This window comes from Streptomyces sp. NPDC051051 (assembly GCF_040682975.1).
GTDB lineage: Bacteria > Actinomycetota > Actinomycetes > Streptomycetales > Streptomycetaceae > Streptomyces.
This window is the reverse complement of record NZ_JBFBCB010000016.1, coordinates 22,806-41,502: the sequence shown is the minus strand read 5'-3', so window position 1 is coordinate 41,502 and position 18,697 is coordinate 22,806. Positions and strand designations below refer to the sequence as shown.

Here is an 18,697-nt window from a genome sequence, read left to right as displayed (position 1 = left end):
CCCTCCTCGGGGCGGCAGATGAGGAGATCGCCTGGGTCGGCGGTCACTATAGGGCCCGGCCCGCACCCCTCACACCCGTTTCCGGATCGATCCGACCATGCTTGGCGATACTGCAACTGAGCGGTGATCAGGCGGCGTTGGAGTGGCCGGATGGATGCAGGTGGGGACGGCCGGCGCCGCTTGACTGGGCGGGTCGCCCGGAGGCAGGCTGAGGCCGCCGATCACCGAGGAAGGGGCGTGATGACGGGTCCGGTACTCGCCGTCGACCAGGGCACGTCCGGCACCAAGGCCCTGGTCGTCTGCCCCGAACGCGGCGTCCTGGGAACCGGGTTCGCGGCCGTACGCCCCCGCCACCTGCCCGGCGGCCTCGTCGTGGTCGACCCGGCCGAGCTGTACGCCTCGGTGCTCGACGCCGGCCGGTGCGCGCTGGCCGAGGCCGGTGAGCCCGTCATGGCGTTCGGCCTCGCCAACCAGGGCGAGACCGTCCTCGCCTGGGACCCGGCGACAGGCCGCCCGCTCACCGAAGCCCTCGTCTGGCAGGACCGCCGCGCGGCCGCGCTGTGCGCTGAACTCGCCCCGCACGCAGAAGAGTTACGGCAACTGACCGGTCTGCCCGTCGACCCGTACTTCGCCGCCCCCAAGATGGCCTGGATCCGCCGTCACCTGACCGCCCGGGGAGTCGTCACCACCAGCGACGCCTGGCTCACGCACCGCCTCACCGGCGCCTTCGTCACCGACGCGGCGACCGCCGGCCGCACCCAGCTCCTCGACCTCGACCGGGTCACCTGGTCCCCCCGCGCCCTCGGCCTGTACGGGCTGGACGGGGAGCGGCTCCCGGAGATCGTCGACAACGCCCAACACGTCGGAACGACAAGCGAGTTCGGGTACGACATCCCGCTCACCGGCCTCGTCGTCGACCAGCAGGCCGCCCTCCTCGCCCAGCGCGTCACCGCACCCGGCACCGCCAAGTGCACCTACGGCACCGGGGCGTTCCTCCTCGCCCCGACCGGCGGCACCCCGCGACGGAGCACCTCGGGCCTGGTCAGCTGCGTCGCCTGGCGGCTCGCCGGACGCGCCGACCACTGCCTCGACGGCCAGGTGTACACCGCCGCCTCCGCCGTGCGCTGGCTCACCGACCTCGGCGTCATCGCGGGCGCCGCCGACCTCGACACCGTCGGCGCGGCCGTACCCGACAGCGGCGGCGTCACCTTCGTCCCGGCCCTCGCCGGCCTCGCCGCCCCCTGGTGGCGCGGCGACCTGCGCGGCTCCCTGACCGGACTCGGCCTGGACACCGCCCCCGGACACCTGGTGCGCGCCCTGTGCGAGGGCCTGGCCGCCCAGGTCGTCGAGCTGGCCGAGGCCGCGGCGGCCGACCTCGGCACCCCCCTGACCCTGCTGCGCGTCGACGGCGGCCTGACCCGTTCCGCCCTGCTCATGCAGACCCAGGCCGACCTGCTGCAACGCCCGGTCGAGGTGTCCGCCCTGCCCGACGCGACCGCCCTCGGCGTGGGCGCCCTGGCCCGCCTCGGGGCCGCCGACGGCACGACCCTCGCCGAAGCGCTCCCCGGGACCGAGCCGTCGGCGGTGTACGAGCCCCGCGTCACGCCCGACGAGGCGGCGGACCGCCTGGGCCGCTTCCGCGCCGCGGTGACGGCCCTGCTGGACGGTGCCCCGGCATGACGGTGACCGCCGAAGGACCGCTGCCCACGGACCCGTACGACGTCGTGATCGTCGGTGCCGGCGTCGTCGGCTGCGCCATCGCCCGCGAACTGGCCCGCCGGCCCCGCCTGAAGGTCGCGCTCGTCGAGGCCCAGGACGACATCGGGCAGGGCACCTCCAAGGCCAACACCGCGATCCTGCACACCGGTTTCGACGCGGCGCCCGGCTCCCTCGAGGCACGGCTCGTCCGCGAGGGCGCGCGCCTGCTCACCGCGTACGCCGCCGAGTCCGGCATCCCCGTCGACCCGGTCGGCGCGCTCCTGGTGGCCTGGGACGACGAACAGCTCGCCGCCCTGCCCCGCCTCGCCGAGAAGGCCGAACGCAACGAGTACCGCGACGCCCGCCTCCTCGGACCGGCCGAACTCCACGCACGCGAACCCCACCTGGGACCCGGCGCGCTCGGGGCCCTGCACGTGCCCGGCGAGAGCGTCGTCTGCCCGTGGACCACCCCGCTGGCGTACGCCACCCAGGCGGTCCGGCACGGCGTGGACCTCCATCTCAACTCACCGGTGACGCAGGTGAGCCGACAGGACGGCGTCCACGCACTCGGCACCGGCCGGGGCACCCTGCGCGCCCGCCGCCTCGTCAACGCGGCCGGGCTGCACGCCGACACGCTGGACGCCCTCCTCGGCCACGGCGACTTCACCGTCACCCCGCGCCGCGGCCAGCTCATCGTCTTCGACACCCTCGCCCGCGGCCTCGTCCGCCACATCCTGCTGCCCGTCCCCACCGCCCTCGGCAAAGGCGTGCTCGTCGCCCCCACCGTGTACGGCAACGTCCTGCTCGGCCCCACCGCCGAGGACCTCGACGACAAGCGGGCCACCGGATCCACCGCCGAGGGCCTCGCCGCCCTGCGCGCCCGGGGCGCCCGCATCCTGCCCGCCCTCCTCGACGAGGAGGTCACCGCCGTCTACGCCGGCCTGCGCGCCGCCACCGAGCACGAGGACTACCGCATCACCGCCCACCCCGACGCCGGACACGTCACCGTCGGCGGCATCCGCTCCACCGGCCTCACCGCGTCCCTCGCCATCGCCGCCCACGTCACCGCCCTGCTGGCCGACGAGACCGGCCTCGACCTGGGCCCCGCCCGGCCCCTGGAGCCGGTGCGCATGCGCGACCCGCGCCCCGCCGCCGACCGCATCGCCGCGGACCCGGAGTACGGCACCCTCGTCTGCCACTGCGAGCACGTCTCCCGCGGCGACATCCGCGACGCCCTCGCCGGCCCGATCCCGCCCCGCACCCCCGAGGGCCTGCGCCGCCGCACCCGCGCCCGCGCGGGCCGCTGCCAGGGCACGCACTGCGGCCCCGAGGTCCGCGCCCTCCTGGCGCAGGCGACGGCCGCGCCGGCCCCGCCGGTGAAGGCGAGGCCGCCCCGGCCGGGGGAGGCGAGGCCGGCATGACGGCCGCACGCGAGGTGGACGTCCTGATCGTCGGCGCGGGCCCCGCCGGACTCGCGGCCGCCGCCCGCCTCGCCGCGGCGGGAGCCGGCCGCGTCGAGGTCCTGGACCGCGAACGGCAGCCCGGCGGCACACCCCGCCACTGCGCACACGGCGGCTACGGCACCCTCCTGCACCCCCTGACCGGCCCGGCGTACGCCCGCCTGCTGGTCACCGCCGCCGGGCGGGCCGGCGCCACCGTCCGCCCCGGCGTCACCGCCCTCGACTGGGCCGGCCCGCTGTCCCTGCACACCGTGAGCCCCGACGGTCCCGAGACGCTCACCGCACGCGCGGTCGTCCTCGCCACCGGCGCCCACGAACGCCCGCGCGCCGCCCGCCTGGTGCCCGGCACCCGCCCGGCCGGCGTCCACACCACGGGCGAACTCCAGCGCGCCGTCCACCTCCACGGGCAGCACATCGGGACCCGGGCCGTGGTCGTCGGCGCCGAGGACGTCTCCTACGCGGCGGCCGACACCGTACGGGCCGCGGGCGCCACCGTGGTGGCGATGCTCACCGAGCACGCCCGCCCGCAGACCGCCGCGGCCCGCGCCGCCGACGCCCGCCTGCGCCACGGAGTACCCCTCCTCACGCACACCACCGTCGCCGAACTCCTGGGCCACGGCCGCCTGTCGGGCGTCCGCGTCCGGCACCGCGACGGCCGGACGGCCGTACTGCCCTGCGACACCGTCGTGTTCACCGGCGACTTCGTCCCCGACCACGAACTGGCCCGCCGCGCGGGCCTGTCGCTCGACCCCGGCACCCGCGGCCCCGCCGTCGACGGCACCCTGCACACCTCGCGACCGGGCGTCTTCGCCGCCGGCAGCCTGCTGCACCCCGCGGAGAGCGCGGCGACCGCGGCCCGCGACGGCGTCCACGCGGCGGGCGCCGTCCTGGACCACCTCACCGGTGCCGGCAGCCGCACCGAACGCCGGACGGCCGGCACCGGACGCCCGCCCGCCGTCCCCCTGACCGTGGCCCCGCCCCTGCGCTGGATCGCCCCGAACCGCGTCACCCCGGCCGACCGGCTCCCGTACGTCCTGCGCACGGCGACGGAACTCACCCGCCCGGTCCTGCACGTCACCCAGAACGGCCGGGTCCTGCACCGCGAGCGGCTGCGCACCGCACTGCCGAACCGCACCCTGCGCCTGCCCGCCGACTGGACCCACCGGGTCGACCCCGACGCCGGTCCGGTCCGGGTGACGGTCTCCCCGCCCGGTGTTTCCCTGCCCGGCGTTTCCCCGCCGCCGGGTTGACCTCAACTCCGGTCGAGGTCCTACGGTCCCTCCATGAGCATGGAGACCACCGCCTGGACGCAGCTGTACAGCGTCATGCACGCCCGGCACGAACGCCGCCCCTTCAACCGCGTCACCCTGCGCCGCATCGGCGCCTTCGCCCGCCCGCACCGCCGCCGTATCGCCGCCTTCGTCCTCATCGGGGTGGTGACCGCCCTGTTCGCCGTGGCCACGCCCGTCCTCGCGGGCCGCGTCGTGAACACGATCGTGTCGCACGGCGAGGCCGCGACCGTCGTCCGGCTGGCGCTGCTCATCGCGCTGATCGCCGTGCTGGAGGCGGCGTTCGGCATCCTGGGCCGCAGACTCTCCGCGGCCTTGGGGGAGGGGCTCATCCTCGACCTGCGCACCACGGTCTTCGACCACGTGCAGCGGATGCCGGTCGCCTTCTTCACCCGCACCCGCACCGGCGCGCTCGTCTCCCGCCTCAACAACGACGTCATCGGCGCCCAGCGCGCCTTCAGCAACACGCTGTCCGGAGTGGTCAGCAACCTGGTCACCCTGGTCCTCACCCTCGCCGTCATGCTCACCCTGTCCTGGCAGGTCACCCTGCTCGCCCTCGCCCTGCTGCCGGTCTTCGTGGTGCCGGCCCGCCGCATGGGCCGCCGGATGGCCGAGATGCAGCGCGAGGCGGCCGCACTGAACGCGGTGATGGGCACCCGCATGACGGAACGCTTCTCCGCGCCCGGCGCCACCCTCGTGAAACTCTTCGGCCGCCCCGAGCAGGAGTCCGCCGAGTTCGCCGAGCGCGCCGCCCGGGTCCGCGACATCGGCGTCCGCACGGCCACCGCCCAGTCGGTGTTCATCACCGCCCTCACCCTGGTGTCGGCCCTGGCCCTCGCCCTCGTCTACGGCCTCGGCGGCCGGCTCGCGCTGGACGGCACCCTCGACCCCGGCGCCGTCGTCGCCCTCGCCCTGCTGCTGACCCGCCTGTACGCCCCCCTCACCGCGCTCGCCGGGGCCCGCGTCGAGGTGATGAGCGCGCTGGTCAGCTTCGAGCGCGTCTTCGAGGTGCTCGACCTGAAGCCGCTCATCGAGGAGAAGCCCGACGCCCGCGAGGTGCCCGAGGGCCCGGTCGCCGTCGAGTTCGACGACGTCCGCTTCGGCTACCCCTCCGCCGACAAGGTCTCCCTCGCCTCCCTGGAGGAGGTCGCCGCCCTGGAGGAGGTCGCCGCCCTCGACACCCGCGACGGCGCCGAGGTCCTGCACGGCGTCTCCTTCCGCGCCGAACCCGGCCAGACCGTCGCCCTCGTCGGCTCCTCCGGCGCCGGGAAGTCGACGATCGCGCAACTGCTCCCGCGCCTGTACGACGTCGACGAGGGTGCCGTCCGCATCGGCGGGACCGATGTCCGCGACCTGAGCGCCCGTTCCCTGCGGGCGACGCTCGGCATGGTCACCCAGGACGGCCACCTCTTCCACGACACCGTCCGCGCCAACCTCCTCCTCGCCCGGCCCGAGGCCCCCGAGGACGACCTGTGGGACGCCCTGCGCCGCGCCCGCCTCGACGACCTGGTCCGCTCCCTGCCCGACGGCCTGGACACGGTCGTCGGCGAGCGCGGCTACCGCCTCTCCGGCGGCGAACGCCAGCGCATGACCATCGCCCGCCTGCTGCTGGCCCGCCAGCGGGTCGTCATCCTCGACGAGGCCACCGCCCACCTCGACAACACCTCCGAGGCGGCCGTCCAGGAGGCGCTCACCGAGGCCCTCCAGGGCCGTACCGCCGTCGTCATCGCCCACCGCCTGTCCACCGTGCGCTCCGCCGACCTGATCCTGGTCGTGGAGTCCGGCCGGATCGTGGAACGCGGCACGCACGAGGCCCTGCTGGCGGCGGACGGCCGGTACGCGCAGCTGTACCGCACCCAGTTCGAGAAGCCGGGGACGGCGACGGAGGCGACGGCGGTGGCGACGACGACGTGAGGCGGGCCCGCCGGTAGGGGGCGGTACCCGCCGGACGGGGCGCTCGGCGCGGTCGACCGGGGCGCGGCGGCGCCGGTCGGCCCTGCCACGCCGACGCCGTGCCCGGCCCGTCGGGGCCGGGAGGCCGGGTCCTCCGGCTCAGTCCTCCAGCCGGACCGGCATCAGGACCGAGAGGGAGCCCTCGTCGTCGGGCCGGCGGATCGTGATCGGCGCCGTGGGAGCGTCGACCTGCAGCACCAGCCGCTCCCGGGCCCCGGCGGTGAGCGCGTCCAGCAGGAACGCACGGTTGACGGCGACACGGTCCGGGCGCTCGTCACCGTCCGCGCAGACGGTCACGGTGCCGTCGTCCCCCACCCGGAGCACGCTGAGGTCCGGCGCACCGGTTCCCTCGGCGCAACGGACGGGGCCGGTCTCCAGCGCCGTACGGAAGGCGGCCACGTCCACGAGGGCGGCGCGCCCGCCCGCCGGGGGGAGGAGCCGGCGGTACTCGGGGAAGTCGTGGCCGAGGCACTGACCGGCCGCCTGCCGGTCCCCCGCCTCCAGCGTCACCCGGTCGCCGTCCACCGAGAGCCGCACCTGGCCGTCGTCGAGCAGTGCCCGCATCGCGTCCGCGAGCGGGGTGGGCACGACGACCTGCACACGGCTCCCCTCGTGGCCGGTGACGTCCGCCCGGGCGACGGCCAGGCGGTACCGGTCGGTCGCTACGACATGGAGCCGCCCCGCCTCGATGTCGAACAGGACACCGCCCAGCATCGGCAGCTCCGGGTCGGTGCTCGCGGCGAAACGGACGGCGTCCAGCGCGGCGGCCAACTCGATTGCCGCGACGGACAGTCGGGCGGCGGCGGTACGGAGCGAGGTCATGGGGTTCTCCCGGTGATCGAGGACTGCTCGGAGTGCGGAGAACTCGCCGCGGGCGTCGGACAGCCCCTGTTCGAGGCGCCGCAGATGCGCGTCGAGGAGTTCGCGTACGAGGCCGGTGTCCGCACCGGACCAGCCGGCCAGCACCAGCCGCACGTCGGCCAACGGCATCCCGGCCCGCCGCAGCCGCGCCAGCAGCCGGGCCTCGCCGAGCTGCTCGGGCCCGTACCACCGGTACCCGCTGACCGGATCCACCCGGGCCGGCACCAGCACCCCGGCCCGGTCGTAGAACCGCAGGGCACTCACCCCGAGCCCACTGTCGCGGGCCATCTCCCCGATACTGCGCATCTCGCTCTCCACACCCGGGACTGTGCCCCCTCGACCAGGTCGAGGGTCAACCGGGCCCCGGCCGTTCCGATGGTGCTGCGCGAATGCCGAAAAGGGGTCCGGCTTCTGGATCGTTCAGGTACACGTCGCCCCTTTGGGGCCTATTGTTAACGGCGTCAACAAAAACATGCATTGGACAGTCGTATCCGTCCGTGTACGGTTGCCGGTATGACGGAAACCCCTGCCCCCAAGGCCGGCCCGTTGGTCACCGGTTCGGAGATCGCCAGGCTCGCGGGCGTCACCCGCGCCGCCGTCTCGAACTGGCGGCGACGTTACGAGGACTTCCCCGCGCCGTCCGGCGGGGGTGTCAACAGTCCGCTGTTCGACCTGGCCGAGGTGCAGGCCTGGCTGGACCGGCAGCGCAAGGGACAGGACGTCTCGGTGGAGGTGCAGCTGTGGCAGGCGCTGCGCGGGGCCTACGGCGACGACCTGATCGGCGGCCTCGTGGATGTCGCCCGCCTGCTCGCCGGGGGAGAGACACCCGAACGGCTTCCGTCGGACGTCGTCCGGCTCGCGCGTGATCTGGCCGACAGCGGTGGCGTGGTGGAGGCGGTGAGCGCCCTCGTGGAGCGCTTCATCGACTCCGTGCGCCGGGCCGGATCGGACCAGATCACCTCGCCCCGCGTCGTCCGTGCCATAAGCCACTTCGCCGGTGAGGTGGCGCCTGACGCGACCCTCTTCGACCCGGCCTGCGGCATCGGCTCCCTCCTGCTCGCCGTGGGCCAGGAGCGAGGCCCCAGACGCTGCGGGCAGGAGTCCGAGGCCCGACGAGCTCTGTTCGCGCAGCTGAGGGCCGACCTCACCGGGCGCGTCGATGTCGGCATCGTCGCGGGGGACTCCCTGCGCGACGACCGGTGGACGGACCTCAAGGCCGACCTGGTCGTCTGCGACCCCCCGGTCGGTGAACCGGACTGGGGCCGCGAGGACCTGTTGCTCGACCCGCGCTGGGAGTTCGGCACCCCCTCGCGCGCCGAGGGCGAACTCGCCTGGCTGCAGCACGCCTACGCGCACACCGCGCCCGGCGGCCGGGTCCTCATGGTCCTGCCGGCCTCGGTCGCCTACCGCAAGGCGGGCCGTCGTATCCGCGCGGAGCTCGTACGACGGGGCGTTCTCACCCAGGTGACCGCCCTGCCGTCCGGTACGGCGGCCTCGCACGCGCTTCCGGTCCACCTCTGGCACCTGCGCCGCCCGCGGACCCCGGGGGACGCCGTCACCGCTGTCCGCATGGTCGATCTGACGGCGGTCGATCCGGACGGCTCACTGGAACCGGGCCCCGAAAAGGTGGCGGACGTTCCCCTCATCGATCTGCTCGACGACGTCGTCGACCTCACGCCCGGCCGCCATGTCGACGATCTCCGACGCGACTACGCGGCGGAGTACCGGACGTTGCGACAAGAGCTGACCGAACAGGTGCGGCTGCTGGCGGGGTTACTGCCGGCACTGATCGAGGGGGACGGCCCCAGCTCTTCGGACGGATCCACCGTGAGCGTCGCGGACCTCGCGCGCGCGGGGCTGGTCGAGTACGGCGATCCGGAACCGGTCTCGATCAGCGACCAGTTGGACACCGACTACCTGCAGGGCTTCCTGCGCAGCGCGGCCAACTCCCGGCGCTCCACCAGCGCCAGCGGAACGTTCCGCCTCGACGGCAAGGGCGCCCGCATCCCGCAGATGGACATCACCGAGCAACGGCGTTACGGTGCGGCCTTCCGCGCGCTCCAGGAGTTCGAGGAGCGCGCGCGGAGAGTGGTGGAGCTGAGCCGGGACGCGGCGACCCTGGCGAGGGACGGCCTCGGCAACGGCGCGCTCGCCCCGGAAAGGTGACGGAGGCGGTCAGACCGCCTGGCCCGTGAGCTGATGCGACCGGGGCACGAACGAGCTGGCCGACCCGCTCCAGGTCACCGCCAGAGCCTCCCGGGCGCGCGTGCACGCGACGAACAGCAGACACCGCTCCCGCAGCAGATCCGACTCGCGCTGCAGCGCGTCCACGGAGGCCGGGGTCACCTCGCGGGCGAACGGCACCGCGCTCGCCGTCACGCCCAGGACGGCGACGCAGCGGAACTCCAGCCCCTTCATGGCGTGCATGGTGGCCAGCCGCACCCCGTCCGTGCCGGGCCCCGGGTTGTCCCTGACCCGGACCACCGGGACCTTGGCCGCGGCCAGCTTGTCGTACGCCTTGTCGAGCAGCACGTTGAACCGCGCGCACACCCCGATCTCCGACGGCCGGATGCCCTGGGCGATCCAGCCCTCGACGCGCTCGACGAGTGCGGCGACCTCCGCCTGCTCGGAGCCGTACCCGTCCACGTGCGGCTTCCGCCCGTGCAGCAGGGAGCGGTAGCCGGCCAGGGTGTCACTGCCCTCGCCGCCCAGGTCGTCGACCGAGACCGGGCTGAGGATGCCCGTCGACCAGATCAGGATCTCCTCCGTCGAGCGGTAGTTGATCCGCAGACGGTGCGTCCGGCCGGCCACCGAGATGCCCAGGGAACCGAGCGACACCTTCGAGTCGTAGATGCGCTGGTGCGGGTCGCCCGTGATGAACAGGTCGTCGCCGCCGGGCGCCACCGCGCCGCGCAGGACACGCCACTGCGCGGGGTGCAGGTCCTGCGCCTCGTCGACCACGACGTGGTCGTGCGTGGGCCCCGACCCGGCCAGGAGGTCGGCCGCACGCGCGCACACCTTCAGGTGCGTGGTGGCCTTCTGGACCCGCAGCATCGACTCGAACAGCTCGACGCCCGACCACAGGTGATCGCGTCGCGCCGACGGCAGCGCGCTGCCGCGACCGCGCCGCAGGGCCGCGCGGTAGGCGTCGGCGGTGCGCAGGTCCTGGGCGAGGACGACGTGCCGGTACTCCTGGGCCAGGAACTGCTCCGTCCACGGCAGCCCCAGCTGCTTGACGACCCGCTGCCACAGCTGCCGCTCCTCCCGGTCGTTCACGGGGGAGGGGGACCTGCCGTCGATCCGGGTCACGACGCCGTGCGCGTAGGCGTTGACCGTGGTCACGTCGACGCGGCCGAGCAGCGCCTCGTCCCCGTCCAGCAGCAGCGACAGGTTCTCGCGCAGTGAGCCCGCCAGGGCGTTCGTGTAGGTGGTCAGCAGGACCCGGGTGTCGGGCGAGCGGGAGAGGAGGTGCTTGACGCGGTGCAGCGCCGCGACCGTCTTGCCCGTGCCGGGACCGCCGGTGATCTGGACCGGGCCGCCGTACGACATCCGGTAGGCGACACGGCGCTGCGAGGGGTGCAGGAACACCCGCCAGGCCGTGAACGGCTTCTCCAGGATGTCCGCCAGCTCTTCGGGACCGCTGACCAGGGTGATGCGGCTCGTGGTGTTGGCGATGGCGACGGCGAGGCTCTCGTCGGGATCAGGGCCCGCGTCGGCCGGGCGGCGGACGGCGACCACGTCCCGGTACACCTCGTCGGGTCCGAACCCTTCGGCGAGGTACTGGAGCACCTCGCACTGGTCCTCGGGCAGCAGTGTCTCGAACGCCTTGAGCTGCGCCTTGTCGACGATGGTCCGCACCGCGCGCAGCACCTGGTCGTCGATGCCCAGTTCGCGCAGCACGCCGTCCGAGTACCTCGCGAAGAGCAGGGAGCCGGCGGCGGCTGCTGCTTTCTCCAGCGCCGGAGTCAGCTGTTCGAGCGCGACCACGTTGCGGACTTCGAGCGCCCGCGTCGCGGAGTTCGTCGTGTACAGCCTCTTGGCCGCCCAGGTGTACGCGTCGTCGTGCCGTACGACGTTGACGAGCAGGAACACGTCACTGCCGTCGTCCGGGGCGAGGACGACGCCGCGCCAGAAGTCGTTGATGCGGATGGTCCGCATGCGGGTGTCCTGCGCGTTCTGCACGGACTCGAGGTGGAGCCCTTTGTCCGCGTGCAGTTCGGGCACGGAGAGCAGCTGGAACTTCTGCATCGCCTTGCGCACGCCGGCCTTGACGGGCTTCTCCAGGGAGTCGTAGCTCTCCCAGAAACTGTTGGCGAACGCGAGCTGCGGCACGAGGTGAACTCCCCACCCTGAATGGACACTCCGCAGTCGATCATACGCGCGGGGTGTTCACCAGCCGCCGGGCCAGTTCCTCGACCTCCGCGAGCAGTCCGACGGGCTCCTGGTCCAGGTCGAGGGCGTGCTGGTGGATGACGATGCCCGCGTGACGCACCCGGTGGGCGGCGTGCGGGGCATTGCCCTTCGCGTACACGAGGTGGCCCTCGCGCAGGTCGAGGGCCGTGCAGTACGCCAGCATCTGGTAGAGGTCGGCGTCCGGGTAGCCGCTCCGTTTCTCCGCCTTGTACTTGGCGTCCGCGACCGCGCACGGGATGCCGTCCGGCCCGTACAGCACGAAGTCGGGTCTCATGCGGATCGCGGCGGCCTCGTCGAGGTGGTGGGAGTCCTGGAGGCGGCTGGTGTGCCCCGACCCCATGGTCCGGAAGGCATCCCGCAGGGCGACCGTCACGAAGTCCTCGAAGAGCTTGTTCATGTCGAACAGGAACCCGTCGATGCGCAGCCCGCCGGGAGCGTGCTCGGCGGAGACGCCGTCCAGGACCGCGCGGGCGAGGTGCAGGGCGTGGTGGTACCGGGCGTTGAGGCGGGTGGGCAGCCAGTCGGGGATCGGCTGCCCGCGCACGATCGTGGTCACGTCGGCCAGCCGGGCGCGCTGGTGCAACAGTCTGCGGCGTACGTCGCGCGGCACACCGGGCAGCCGGAGGAGACGTTCGACGGCCGCACGCAGGATGCGGTTCTCCGCGATGTCCGTGCTGAACTCGTCGTACGCGACCTCCACCGGCAGTGTCGCCCCGAAGCGGCGCCGGATCTGTTCCGCCTCCCTGATCCGGCCGCGGACGACGAGCGCGGATTCCTCGGTCGCCCGGTAACCCTGCAGCAGGCCCCGTCGCAGGGCCCGGTCCACCTGCCGCTCCACGGCGTGGGCGAGCGCCGGCAGCAGATCGCGGTGCTCGGCGACCTCGACCTCCCCGTCTCGCCAATTCCGTCGCGGGTCGAGCGTGTGGCCGAGCAGGAAGAACAGCCGGGCGATGGGCACCTTGGGTGTGACGCGCACGGTGACCGGGGCCCCGCCGTCCGGTGCGGTGACGGCCACGGCCCCGATCTTGCTCCCGGCCCGCAGGGACCAGAACCCGGGCGTGTACGGGTCGGGGACCGCATCCACGACGTCGGAAGCGGCGAGTGCCCGGCCGACGGCGTCCGGCAGGGCGAGACGGGTCGCCGGCGCGTGCTCGACGAGTTCCACGGACCGCACGGCGTCCACTGCGGACGTCACCCCAGGGACCTCAGCGACTCCCGCAGCGCGGCCAGCCCGTACCGCTTCTCGACGTCCACGCCCTCCCCGTAGTGGTGCTCCTCCAGCAAGGGCAGGATCTTCGTCCGCCAGGTCCGCTCCAGACCGCCCTCCCGGTAGACGCCCTTCTTCATCAGGTAGGAGGGCCCGATGCGGAAATCGGCCTCGTCGACCCGCGAGTTGAGCGCGTCGAGCAAGTCGGCGGGCTCCGCGTCCCTGCCCTCCCTGACCAGCCAGCGGCGTAGCAGGCCGCGCGTGGGTTCCGTACGCGGCGACAGCTCGACGAAGGCGAAGCGGCGGCGCATCGCCGCGTCCACGAGGGCGATGGAGCGGTCGGCGGTGTTCATCGTGCCGATGACGAACAGGTTCGGCGGCAGCGCGAAGTCGTCACCGGAGTAGGTGAGCCGCACCGACTTGTTGCGGTACTCCAGCAGGAAGTACAGCTCGCCGAAGACCTTCGCCAGGTTGGCCCGGTTGATCTCGTCGATGATGAGGAAGTGCGGGATGTGCCGGTTGCCCTCGCGGGAGGCCAGGTCGGCGAGTTCGCGCAGCGGGCCGGCGGTGAGCCGGAAGGCGACCTCTCTGGTCTGCGGGTCCTCCTGGGGCCGGAACCCCTCGAAGAAGTCCTCGTAGGCGTACGACGGGTGGAACTGCACGAGCTTGACCTGCTCGGGCCCGCCGCCGAGGAACTCGGCGAGCTTGAGCGCCAGGTAGGTCTTGCCGGTGCCGGGCGGCCCGTACAGCACCAGCTGACGGTCGTCCCAGAGCAGATCACGCACCTCGCGCAGCCACTGGGCGTCGTGCACGAGCAGCTCGGCGGCCAGCTCGTCCGTGGGCTCGGGCAGCTCCAGTTCCCGACGGGCGGTGAGCGCCGGAATCTCCAGGCTGGGGTCCCGCTCCACGGCCTCCGCCTCCGCGACCAGTTCCTGGTCGGACCGGCCCAGTCCTTCGATGTGTGCCTGTACGGAGGTGAGGTCGACGACGTCGTGCTGGACGGACAGCTTCTGCTGGAGTTCCTCCGGCAGGTCGTCGTACGGATAGCCGGCCGCCTCCCACTCGACCGGTCGCCGCAGGTTGCTCCGCCCGTCGTCCGACGCGACCTGTTCGACCTCGCCCGCGACCTCCCCGGCGTACAGCCGACCGCCGGAGATGGTGCACACGGTGTCTCCGGGTTTCATACGGGAGAGGAAGGCGTGCAGGTCCTCGACGAGCTGCTGCTTCTGGCTGTAGGTGGCGGTGGACTCGTAGTCCTCCTGGACCAGGGTCCGTAGTTCGTCCTTGCTGACGCCCTGCCCGACTCCCTGCCTGAGACGGGAGGCGGCCAGCGTGACGCGGCCTTCGGGGAGCCACATCCTCTGGACCAGGTCCAGCCCGGTCACGTTCGACCCGCGTACCAGCCAGGGACGGTTCGGTCCGTGCCACACCGCCGCCATGAAGTCGGACAACGGCGCGCCGTCCGCCGTCCGCCATTCCCTCCACCCGTTGCGCGGGGCGCCGACCAGGAGGACGGCGGCGAACGAGGGCGAACCGACGACCACGTCCTCGGTCAGCTCCAGCCAGCCGGGCCACCGGGCCGAGGGCACGAGCACGCCCCGGGCCCTCAGCTCCTCCCGGTGCTTGAACGGGGCTTTGAAATGTGTGGAGAGTGACGGCGTCACATGATCCCGGGCCGGGGATCCGGCCCGGATCAGGAACCTCCGGCTTCCGTTGGTGCCCGTCTCGTCCAGCAGCGCACCGCGTGCCCGGCCGATGCCGTCGCCGTTGGGCAGACGCAGCTGAAACTCCGGATACGTCGCGGACTCGGCCACGGACATCACTCCCCACTCGGACACCGTCTGACGAGAACGATAGGTGCGGCCACCGACAGACCGCTCCCCACCAGGACGCGGGTACTGTCCGCGCGGATCGCCTCCCATGCCTGCCCCGGCGTCACCGCCCGGTCGCCATCCGTGAAACGACCGTACGGCGCACCTGGGCCCGAGGGGGTGTGATCCGCGAAGTCGACCCGCCTTGCGCGGTGCCGACACACGTGACGGTGGTGGTGGGCCTAACCGCCCACGGCCCATCGCACTCCCGCGACCACGCCCAGCAGCAGAGCCGGAAGTATCCACCACCACGAAATAGTCCTGCGCACCGAAGGCGCCAGCCACAGGGCCGCCGCGGTTCCGGCGGTCGCGAGGGTGACGACGCACGACAGGACGATTCCGGCGTACGCGTCGTCGTCCCAGGTGCCTGATGGAGTGATGGTCAGTGCCGTCCAGCAGAAGTACGCGGCGATGAGGGTGAGCAGGGTGAGCGGTACGGCGAGGACCGCACGGAGGCAGCCGCGGTCGTCGTCCACGGGAGATGGGCCGGTCATCAGCGCAGTGCGTTCCTTGCCTCGTCCAGATTGTTCGCGAACCCACGCCCGTAGGCCTGGGCGTCGTCGGTCTGCCAGTACGGCCCGCCGTTGTAACGCGCGGCGAGTTCCTGGTATCGGGCCGGTGTCATCTCCTCGGCCGGCACATCGGCGAACTCGCTCTCCGCCTTGAGCTGGGCCAGGTACTCCGAGGCGATGAACATGTTCTGCGCGGGGTCCTGCAGGGCTGTTTCCACCGTGCCGCGCTGCTGGTCGGTGAGGTGCTCGGGGTCATAACCGAGAACCTCGGCGCCACGTCGCACCTGGATGGCGATGGGGCCCATGGACGTGTTGTCGGGGTCACCGCCGAGGCGCCACGGCAGGCTCTCGGGAGCGATCGGGCTCAAGGGAGAGTCCGCCTGCTCGCGGATGGTGTCGGTCATGTCGTCCAGGATGCCGGGCTGTCCGCCGATCTCCTGCCACGCGATACCGGCGACCATGTCCGGCGGCAGCCCCGAATTCCGTGCCGCGGCCTTGATGATCTCCTTGTTCGCCGCGATCCAGTCGGCCCGCTCCTGTGCGTTGGACGGCGGGCTCCAGTAACTGTCGGTCGCGCCGGGAAGGTTGGCGATCTGGAGGCGGACGTCCCGCAGGGTCGGGGAGACGATGTCGTCGCCGGCGACGGGGTAGTAGTCCTGCTTGGGGCCGCTGCCGGGCAGCCGCGTCAGCGGGTTCGTGCTCGCCTCGGCCGCCTCGCGCCGCAGCTCCGAGATCGCCGAGACGATGTCGACGCGTTGGACGAAACCCATCCGGAAGTCCGGCAGCAGGTCGTAGGCCTGCTTGAGTTCGTGCACGCAGATCTCCCGCGCCTCGTGCTCCGTGGTCTTCGCCAGGTGGAAGTCCCCACCGGCGGCGTCGTGCAGCCGGTCCGCGTCGTCGCGGATGTCGTCGACGTCCATGGTCAGCTCGGCGAAGAAGTCCATGACACCGGTGGTGGCCCGCATGTCCTCCCACTGGCGCATCGGCTCCGCCTCCTGGGCCTCCCGGGTGATCGCCGTGCCCTTGGTGCGGATCAGTTCCGCGAGGGCCTGCTCGTTGGCCTTGCCGTTGGAGTAGTGGGCCTTGGCGACCTCCAGGGCGAACGCGTAGCCGCGCAGAGCGCCGGCGGCCTTGTCGTAGCCCTCCGCGAGCTGCGCGATCAGCTTGCGCCCCTCGGTGAGTCGGGCTTCGTAGTGCCGACTGCCCTCGCTCTTCCACTGCGTGTGCTTCTCGGCACGCTCGGCGGAGGGGTCGACCGATACGAGCATGTCGTGCAGGCGCTTGAACTCGTCCGCGTTCCGCTCCACGAGGGGCGGGTTGCAGTCCTCCAGGAACTCGACGTCCTTGCGGTGACTGATGCCGCTGCTCATCGCGCCTCCGGGGCGACGTACTGACCGTATTCCAGAACGGTGTCCAGGAAGTGCTGGGCAGTGTCGTCCTCGATCTTCACGAAGCCGCTGCCGGTCGTCCTGAGGCGGGTGGACAGCGCCGCGAACAGGGCGACCGCGTCCAGGTACTGGTCATCGGCGAATCCGGCGAACCGCGCCACCTGCTTGGCCACGTCCTCGGGCGTCCGGGGTTCCCGGGCCATGGTGGTCAGTTCGGCATCGGGCCGGCCCTCATGGAGGAAGCCCGCGATCTCGATCAACAGATTCGCGTTCCCGTTGATCGACTCCGCCTTGGCGACCAGGGAACCGGCAGCCGGGGCGACGGCCCCGCCGCCTCCGTCCGCCGGCAGCTGGTCGATCTGCATACCGGTCCGCTGACGCGCCAGGGCGTCGGCCTTCAACCGGGCCCATTCCTCTTCGAAAGACAACCTGTTCCCCCTCCAGCCCGTCACCTCGAACAACCAATCGGTCATGCACGCCGATGCGAACGCCCTTTCCGGGCGCTGGGCGAAGAGTTGAAGACGGTCCGGTGTGTCGACTCGTTCCTTCACGTTGACGACAGCGAGCAGAGGCTTCCCCGAGAGGAGGAGTCGCTGGAGTTCGGCGGACTCCTCGTCGCGAAGCGTGTCGGCGTAGTTCCATATCACCGCGTCGGCGGTGTCGCACGCGGCCCGCGCGCGTTGGGCGTCGAGGTCGTCGTCCTTCGCGGCGACGCCGGGCGTGTCGAGGTAGGTCACGGAGCCGATCTCGAACGCGGAGGTCTTCCGCGTGGTGCGGTGCGCCCCTCGCCCGATCCCGGTTCGGTCTGCATCGCGGGTCAGGGCTTTGCGGAGCGTCGTCTTGCCGGACTTGGTTCTTCCGGCGACGGCCACGAGCAGTCTGCCTCTCACCACGGGCATGGCCTGCACGGCATCGCGCAGTTCGCGTTCGAGCGCCCCGATGCGGCTGATGGCCCCGACGAGATCCTCGTTCTCGATTGCGTGCGCTGAGTACGACGTCCGCTGAAGACGTGCCTCGACCTCGGCCCGGAGGGTGGACTGGATATCGCGGTAGGCCGAGCGACTCGCGTCCACCGCACCGGACGGAAGCGCGAGCTCGCCGACCAGGGACTCAAGGGCCGCGCGGAGATCCGGTTCGGTTGGCCGTACGTCCATGGCCGCTGCCACGCGGTCGAACAACTCGACGTTTTCCGTGTACCAGGACTCAAGGGCTCGCAGCTCGCTGATATCGGTCCGAGAGGCGACCGCCGGCAGCCCCGCCACGAGCCGTGCGGCCGAAGTCGTAGCAGGCGGGGCCAGGGACACGGCCGTGCTCACGAGCGCCGTCGCGATCCCATGCTCGATCACTGCCCGAGCGCTGTTGTCCGCGAGCATTTCCAGAGCGCTCCCCGAAGCGGCGCCGGTGTCGCGAGCCTCGATCGCCCAGAGCAGGGCATCACGCCGATCCGATCTGAACCCGAACCGCGCGTCCGGCCCGAGCCGGCGCCACCACTCCGGTCGCACGGACAGGAACACCTCGTACGACTGCTCCGCGGCGACGAAGTCCCGCACCTTCTCAAGCCGCGTCACCAGATCCCGGTTCTGCAAAAGGAACGTGCCCCCTGCATTCATTGCCGCTCCGCTCATCGCTGCAGAGCGGGAACGCGATGTCCGCAACGGTACACGAAGTGACGTAACCGCAGGAGCTGTTGGATATGTTGACATCGTCAACGTGCAGTCATGCGCTCTGTGGGGTCGTCGGGGAGGGGGTGGGTGGTGTGAGACGTCAGTCCGTCGGAGGGCATGGAGCACCAGGTGTGTCGGGGCGGGAGTCCGGGGTGCGGCGCAGAGGGCCCGGTCGGGTGGTGGGCCAGGACCGAAGGTCGCGCCGGCCGGGCCGGGGCTGCCCGCCCCGAGGGCGGTGGTGCATGCAGACGGTGACGGTCCGAATGCGGAAAAGGTTGCACGGATTCGTGAAGAAAATGTATCCAGGGCTGCCTCTCCTTCAGCGGCGTGGTTCGGGCCCTGCGAGAGCATGCGCATGATCCGGACTTCGCGGCGGAAGCG

Annotated in this window: 12 protein-coding genes; 5 read left to right on the top strand and 7 right to left on the bottom strand. The window is 72.4% G+C overall.

Going from position 1 to position 18,697, the window contains the following annotated elements; genetic code table 11:
* Positions 1–240 precede the first annotated feature (240 nt).
* Genes AB0N31_RS14665 through AB0N31_RS14650 form a run of 4 tightly spaced genes read left to right on the top strand, consistent with a single transcriptional unit; the run spans position 241 to position 6,361 of the window.
* The gene (locus AB0N31_RS14665; protein WP_366058727.1) at positions 241–1,680 is read left to right on the top strand and encodes an FGGY family carbohydrate kinase; all 1,440 of its coding nucleotides are present in this window, start codon (positions 241–243) and stop codon (positions 1,678–1,680) included.
* Positions 1,677–3,119 carry an FAD-dependent oxidoreductase gene (locus tag AB0N31_RS14660; RefSeq protein ID WP_366058726.1) on the top strand — a complete coding sequence of 481 codons (1,443 nt, stop codon included), beginning with the start codon at positions 1,677–1,679 and terminating at the stop codon, positions 3,117–3,119. Before AB0N31_RS14665 ends, AB0N31_RS14660 begins: the two co-directional genes overlap by 4 nt.
* On the top strand, positions 3,116–4,408 hold the full coding sequence (locus AB0N31_RS14655) for an FAD-dependent oxidoreductase (protein ID WP_366058725.1): 1,293 nt from the start codon (positions 3,116–3,118) through the stop codon (positions 4,406–4,408). Before AB0N31_RS14660 ends, AB0N31_RS14655 begins: the two co-directional genes overlap by 4 nt.
* Positions 4,409–4,447: 39 nt before the next feature.
* Positions 4,448–6,361, top strand: coding sequence for an ABC transporter ATP-binding protein (locus tag AB0N31_RS14650; RefSeq protein ID WP_366058806.1), 1,914 nt, complete (start codon positions 4,448–4,450; stop codon positions 6,359–6,361).
* A gap of 138 nt (positions 6,362–6,499) precedes the next feature.
* Here AB0N31_RS14650 and AB0N31_RS14645 read toward each other — a convergent pair whose 3' ends face one another.
* Positions 6,500–7,567, bottom strand: a complete 1,068-nt coding sequence (locus AB0N31_RS14645; RefSeq protein WP_366058724.1) for a MerR family transcriptional regulator — start codon at positions 7,565–7,567, stop codon at positions 6,500–6,502.
* A gap of 207 nt (positions 7,568–7,774) precedes the next feature.
* On the opposite strand from AB0N31_RS14645, the gene AB0N31_RS14640 reads away from it, so the two are divergent.
* A complete protein-coding gene (locus tag AB0N31_RS14640; RefSeq protein ID WP_366058723.1) occupies positions 7,775–9,427 on the top strand; it encodes an N-6 DNA methylase in 1,653 nt (550 codons plus the stop codon).
* 9 nt (positions 9,428–9,436) lie between these two features.
* On the opposite strand, the gene AB0N31_RS14635 is transcribed toward AB0N31_RS14640, so the two are convergent.
* The 6 genes from AB0N31_RS14635 to AB0N31_RS14610 all read right to left on the bottom strand — a co-directional run bounded on the left by AB0N31_RS14635 (position 9,437) and on the right by AB0N31_RS14610 (position 18,262).
* Positions 9,437–11,593 (bottom strand): UvrD-helicase domain-containing protein, encoded by a 2,157-nt coding sequence (locus AB0N31_RS14635; RefSeq protein ID WP_366058722.1) that lies wholly within the window; start codon positions 11,591–11,593, stop codon positions 9,437–9,439.
* 40 nt (positions 11,594–11,633) lie between these two features.
* On the bottom strand, positions 11,634–12,869 hold the full coding sequence (locus tag AB0N31_RS14630) for a restriction endonuclease (RefSeq protein WP_366058721.1): 1,236 nt from the start codon (positions 12,867–12,869) through the stop codon (positions 11,634–11,636).
* Complete coding sequence (locus AB0N31_RS14625) at positions 12,866–14,701, bottom strand: DUF4357 domain-containing protein (protein ID WP_366058805.1); 1,836 nt, start codon at positions 14,699–14,701, stop codon at positions 12,866–12,868. Before AB0N31_RS14625 ends, AB0N31_RS14630 begins: the two co-directional genes overlap by 4 nt.
* Positions 14,702–14,934: 233 nt before the next feature.
* Positions 14,935–15,246 carry a hypothetical protein gene (locus tag AB0N31_RS14620; protein ID WP_366058720.1) on the bottom strand — a complete coding sequence of 104 codons (312 nt, stop codon included), beginning with the start codon at positions 15,244–15,246 and terminating at the stop codon, positions 14,935–14,937.
* Positions 15,246–16,634 (bottom strand): hypothetical protein, encoded by a 1,389-nt coding sequence (locus AB0N31_RS14615; RefSeq protein ID WP_366058719.1) that lies wholly within the window; start codon positions 16,632–16,634, stop codon positions 15,246–15,248. The genes AB0N31_RS14620 and AB0N31_RS14615 overlap by 1 nt, the downstream gene beginning before the upstream one ends.
* The gene (locus tag AB0N31_RS14610; protein WP_366058718.1) at positions 16,631–18,262 is read right to left on the bottom strand and encodes a GTPase; all 1,632 of its coding nucleotides are present in this window, start codon (positions 18,260–18,262) and stop codon (positions 16,631–16,633) included. Before AB0N31_RS14610 ends, AB0N31_RS14615 begins: the two co-directional genes overlap by 4 nt.
* Positions 18,263–18,697 lie beyond the last annotated feature (435 nt).

Excerpts from the sequence above, each read along its gene's own strand:
- AB0N31_RS14665 (WP_366058727.1), top strand. The coding sequence starts at position 241 with ATGACGGGTCCGGTACTCGCCGTCGACCAGGGCACGTCCGGCACCAAG.
- AB0N31_RS14660 (WP_366058726.1), top strand. The coding sequence starts at position 1,677 with ATGACGGTGACCGCCGAAGGACCGCTGCCCACGGACCCGTACGACGTC.
- AB0N31_RS14655 (WP_366058725.1), top strand. The coding sequence starts at position 3,116 with ATGACGGCCGCACGCGAGGTGGACGTCCTGATCGTCGGCGCGGGCCCC.
- AB0N31_RS14650 (WP_366058806.1), top strand. The coding sequence starts at position 4,448 with ATGGAGACCACCGCCTGGACGCAGCTGTACAGCGTCATGCACGCCCGG.
- AB0N31_RS14645 (WP_366058724.1), bottom strand. The coding sequence starts at position 7,567 with ATGCGCAGTATCGGGGAGATGGCCCGCGACAGTGGGCTCGGGGTGAGT.
- AB0N31_RS14640 (WP_366058723.1), top strand. The coding sequence starts at position 7,775 with ATGACGGAAACCCCTGCCCCCAAGGCCGGCCCGTTGGTCACCGGTTCG.
- AB0N31_RS14625 (WP_366058805.1), bottom strand. The coding sequence starts at position 14,701 with ATGTCCGTGGCCGAGTCCGCGACGTATCCGGAGTTTCAGCTGCGTCTG.
- AB0N31_RS14620 (WP_366058720.1), bottom strand. The coding sequence starts at position 15,246 with ATGACCGGCCCATCTCCCGTGGACGACGACCGCGGCTGCCTCCGTGCG.
- AB0N31_RS14615 (WP_366058719.1), bottom strand. The coding sequence starts at position 16,634 with ATGAGCAGCGGCATCAGTCACCGCAAGGACGTCGAGTTCCTGGAGGAC.
- AB0N31_RS14610 (WP_366058718.1), bottom strand. The coding sequence starts at position 18,262 with ATGAATGCAGGGGGCACGTTCCTTTTGCAGAACCGGGATCTGGTGACG.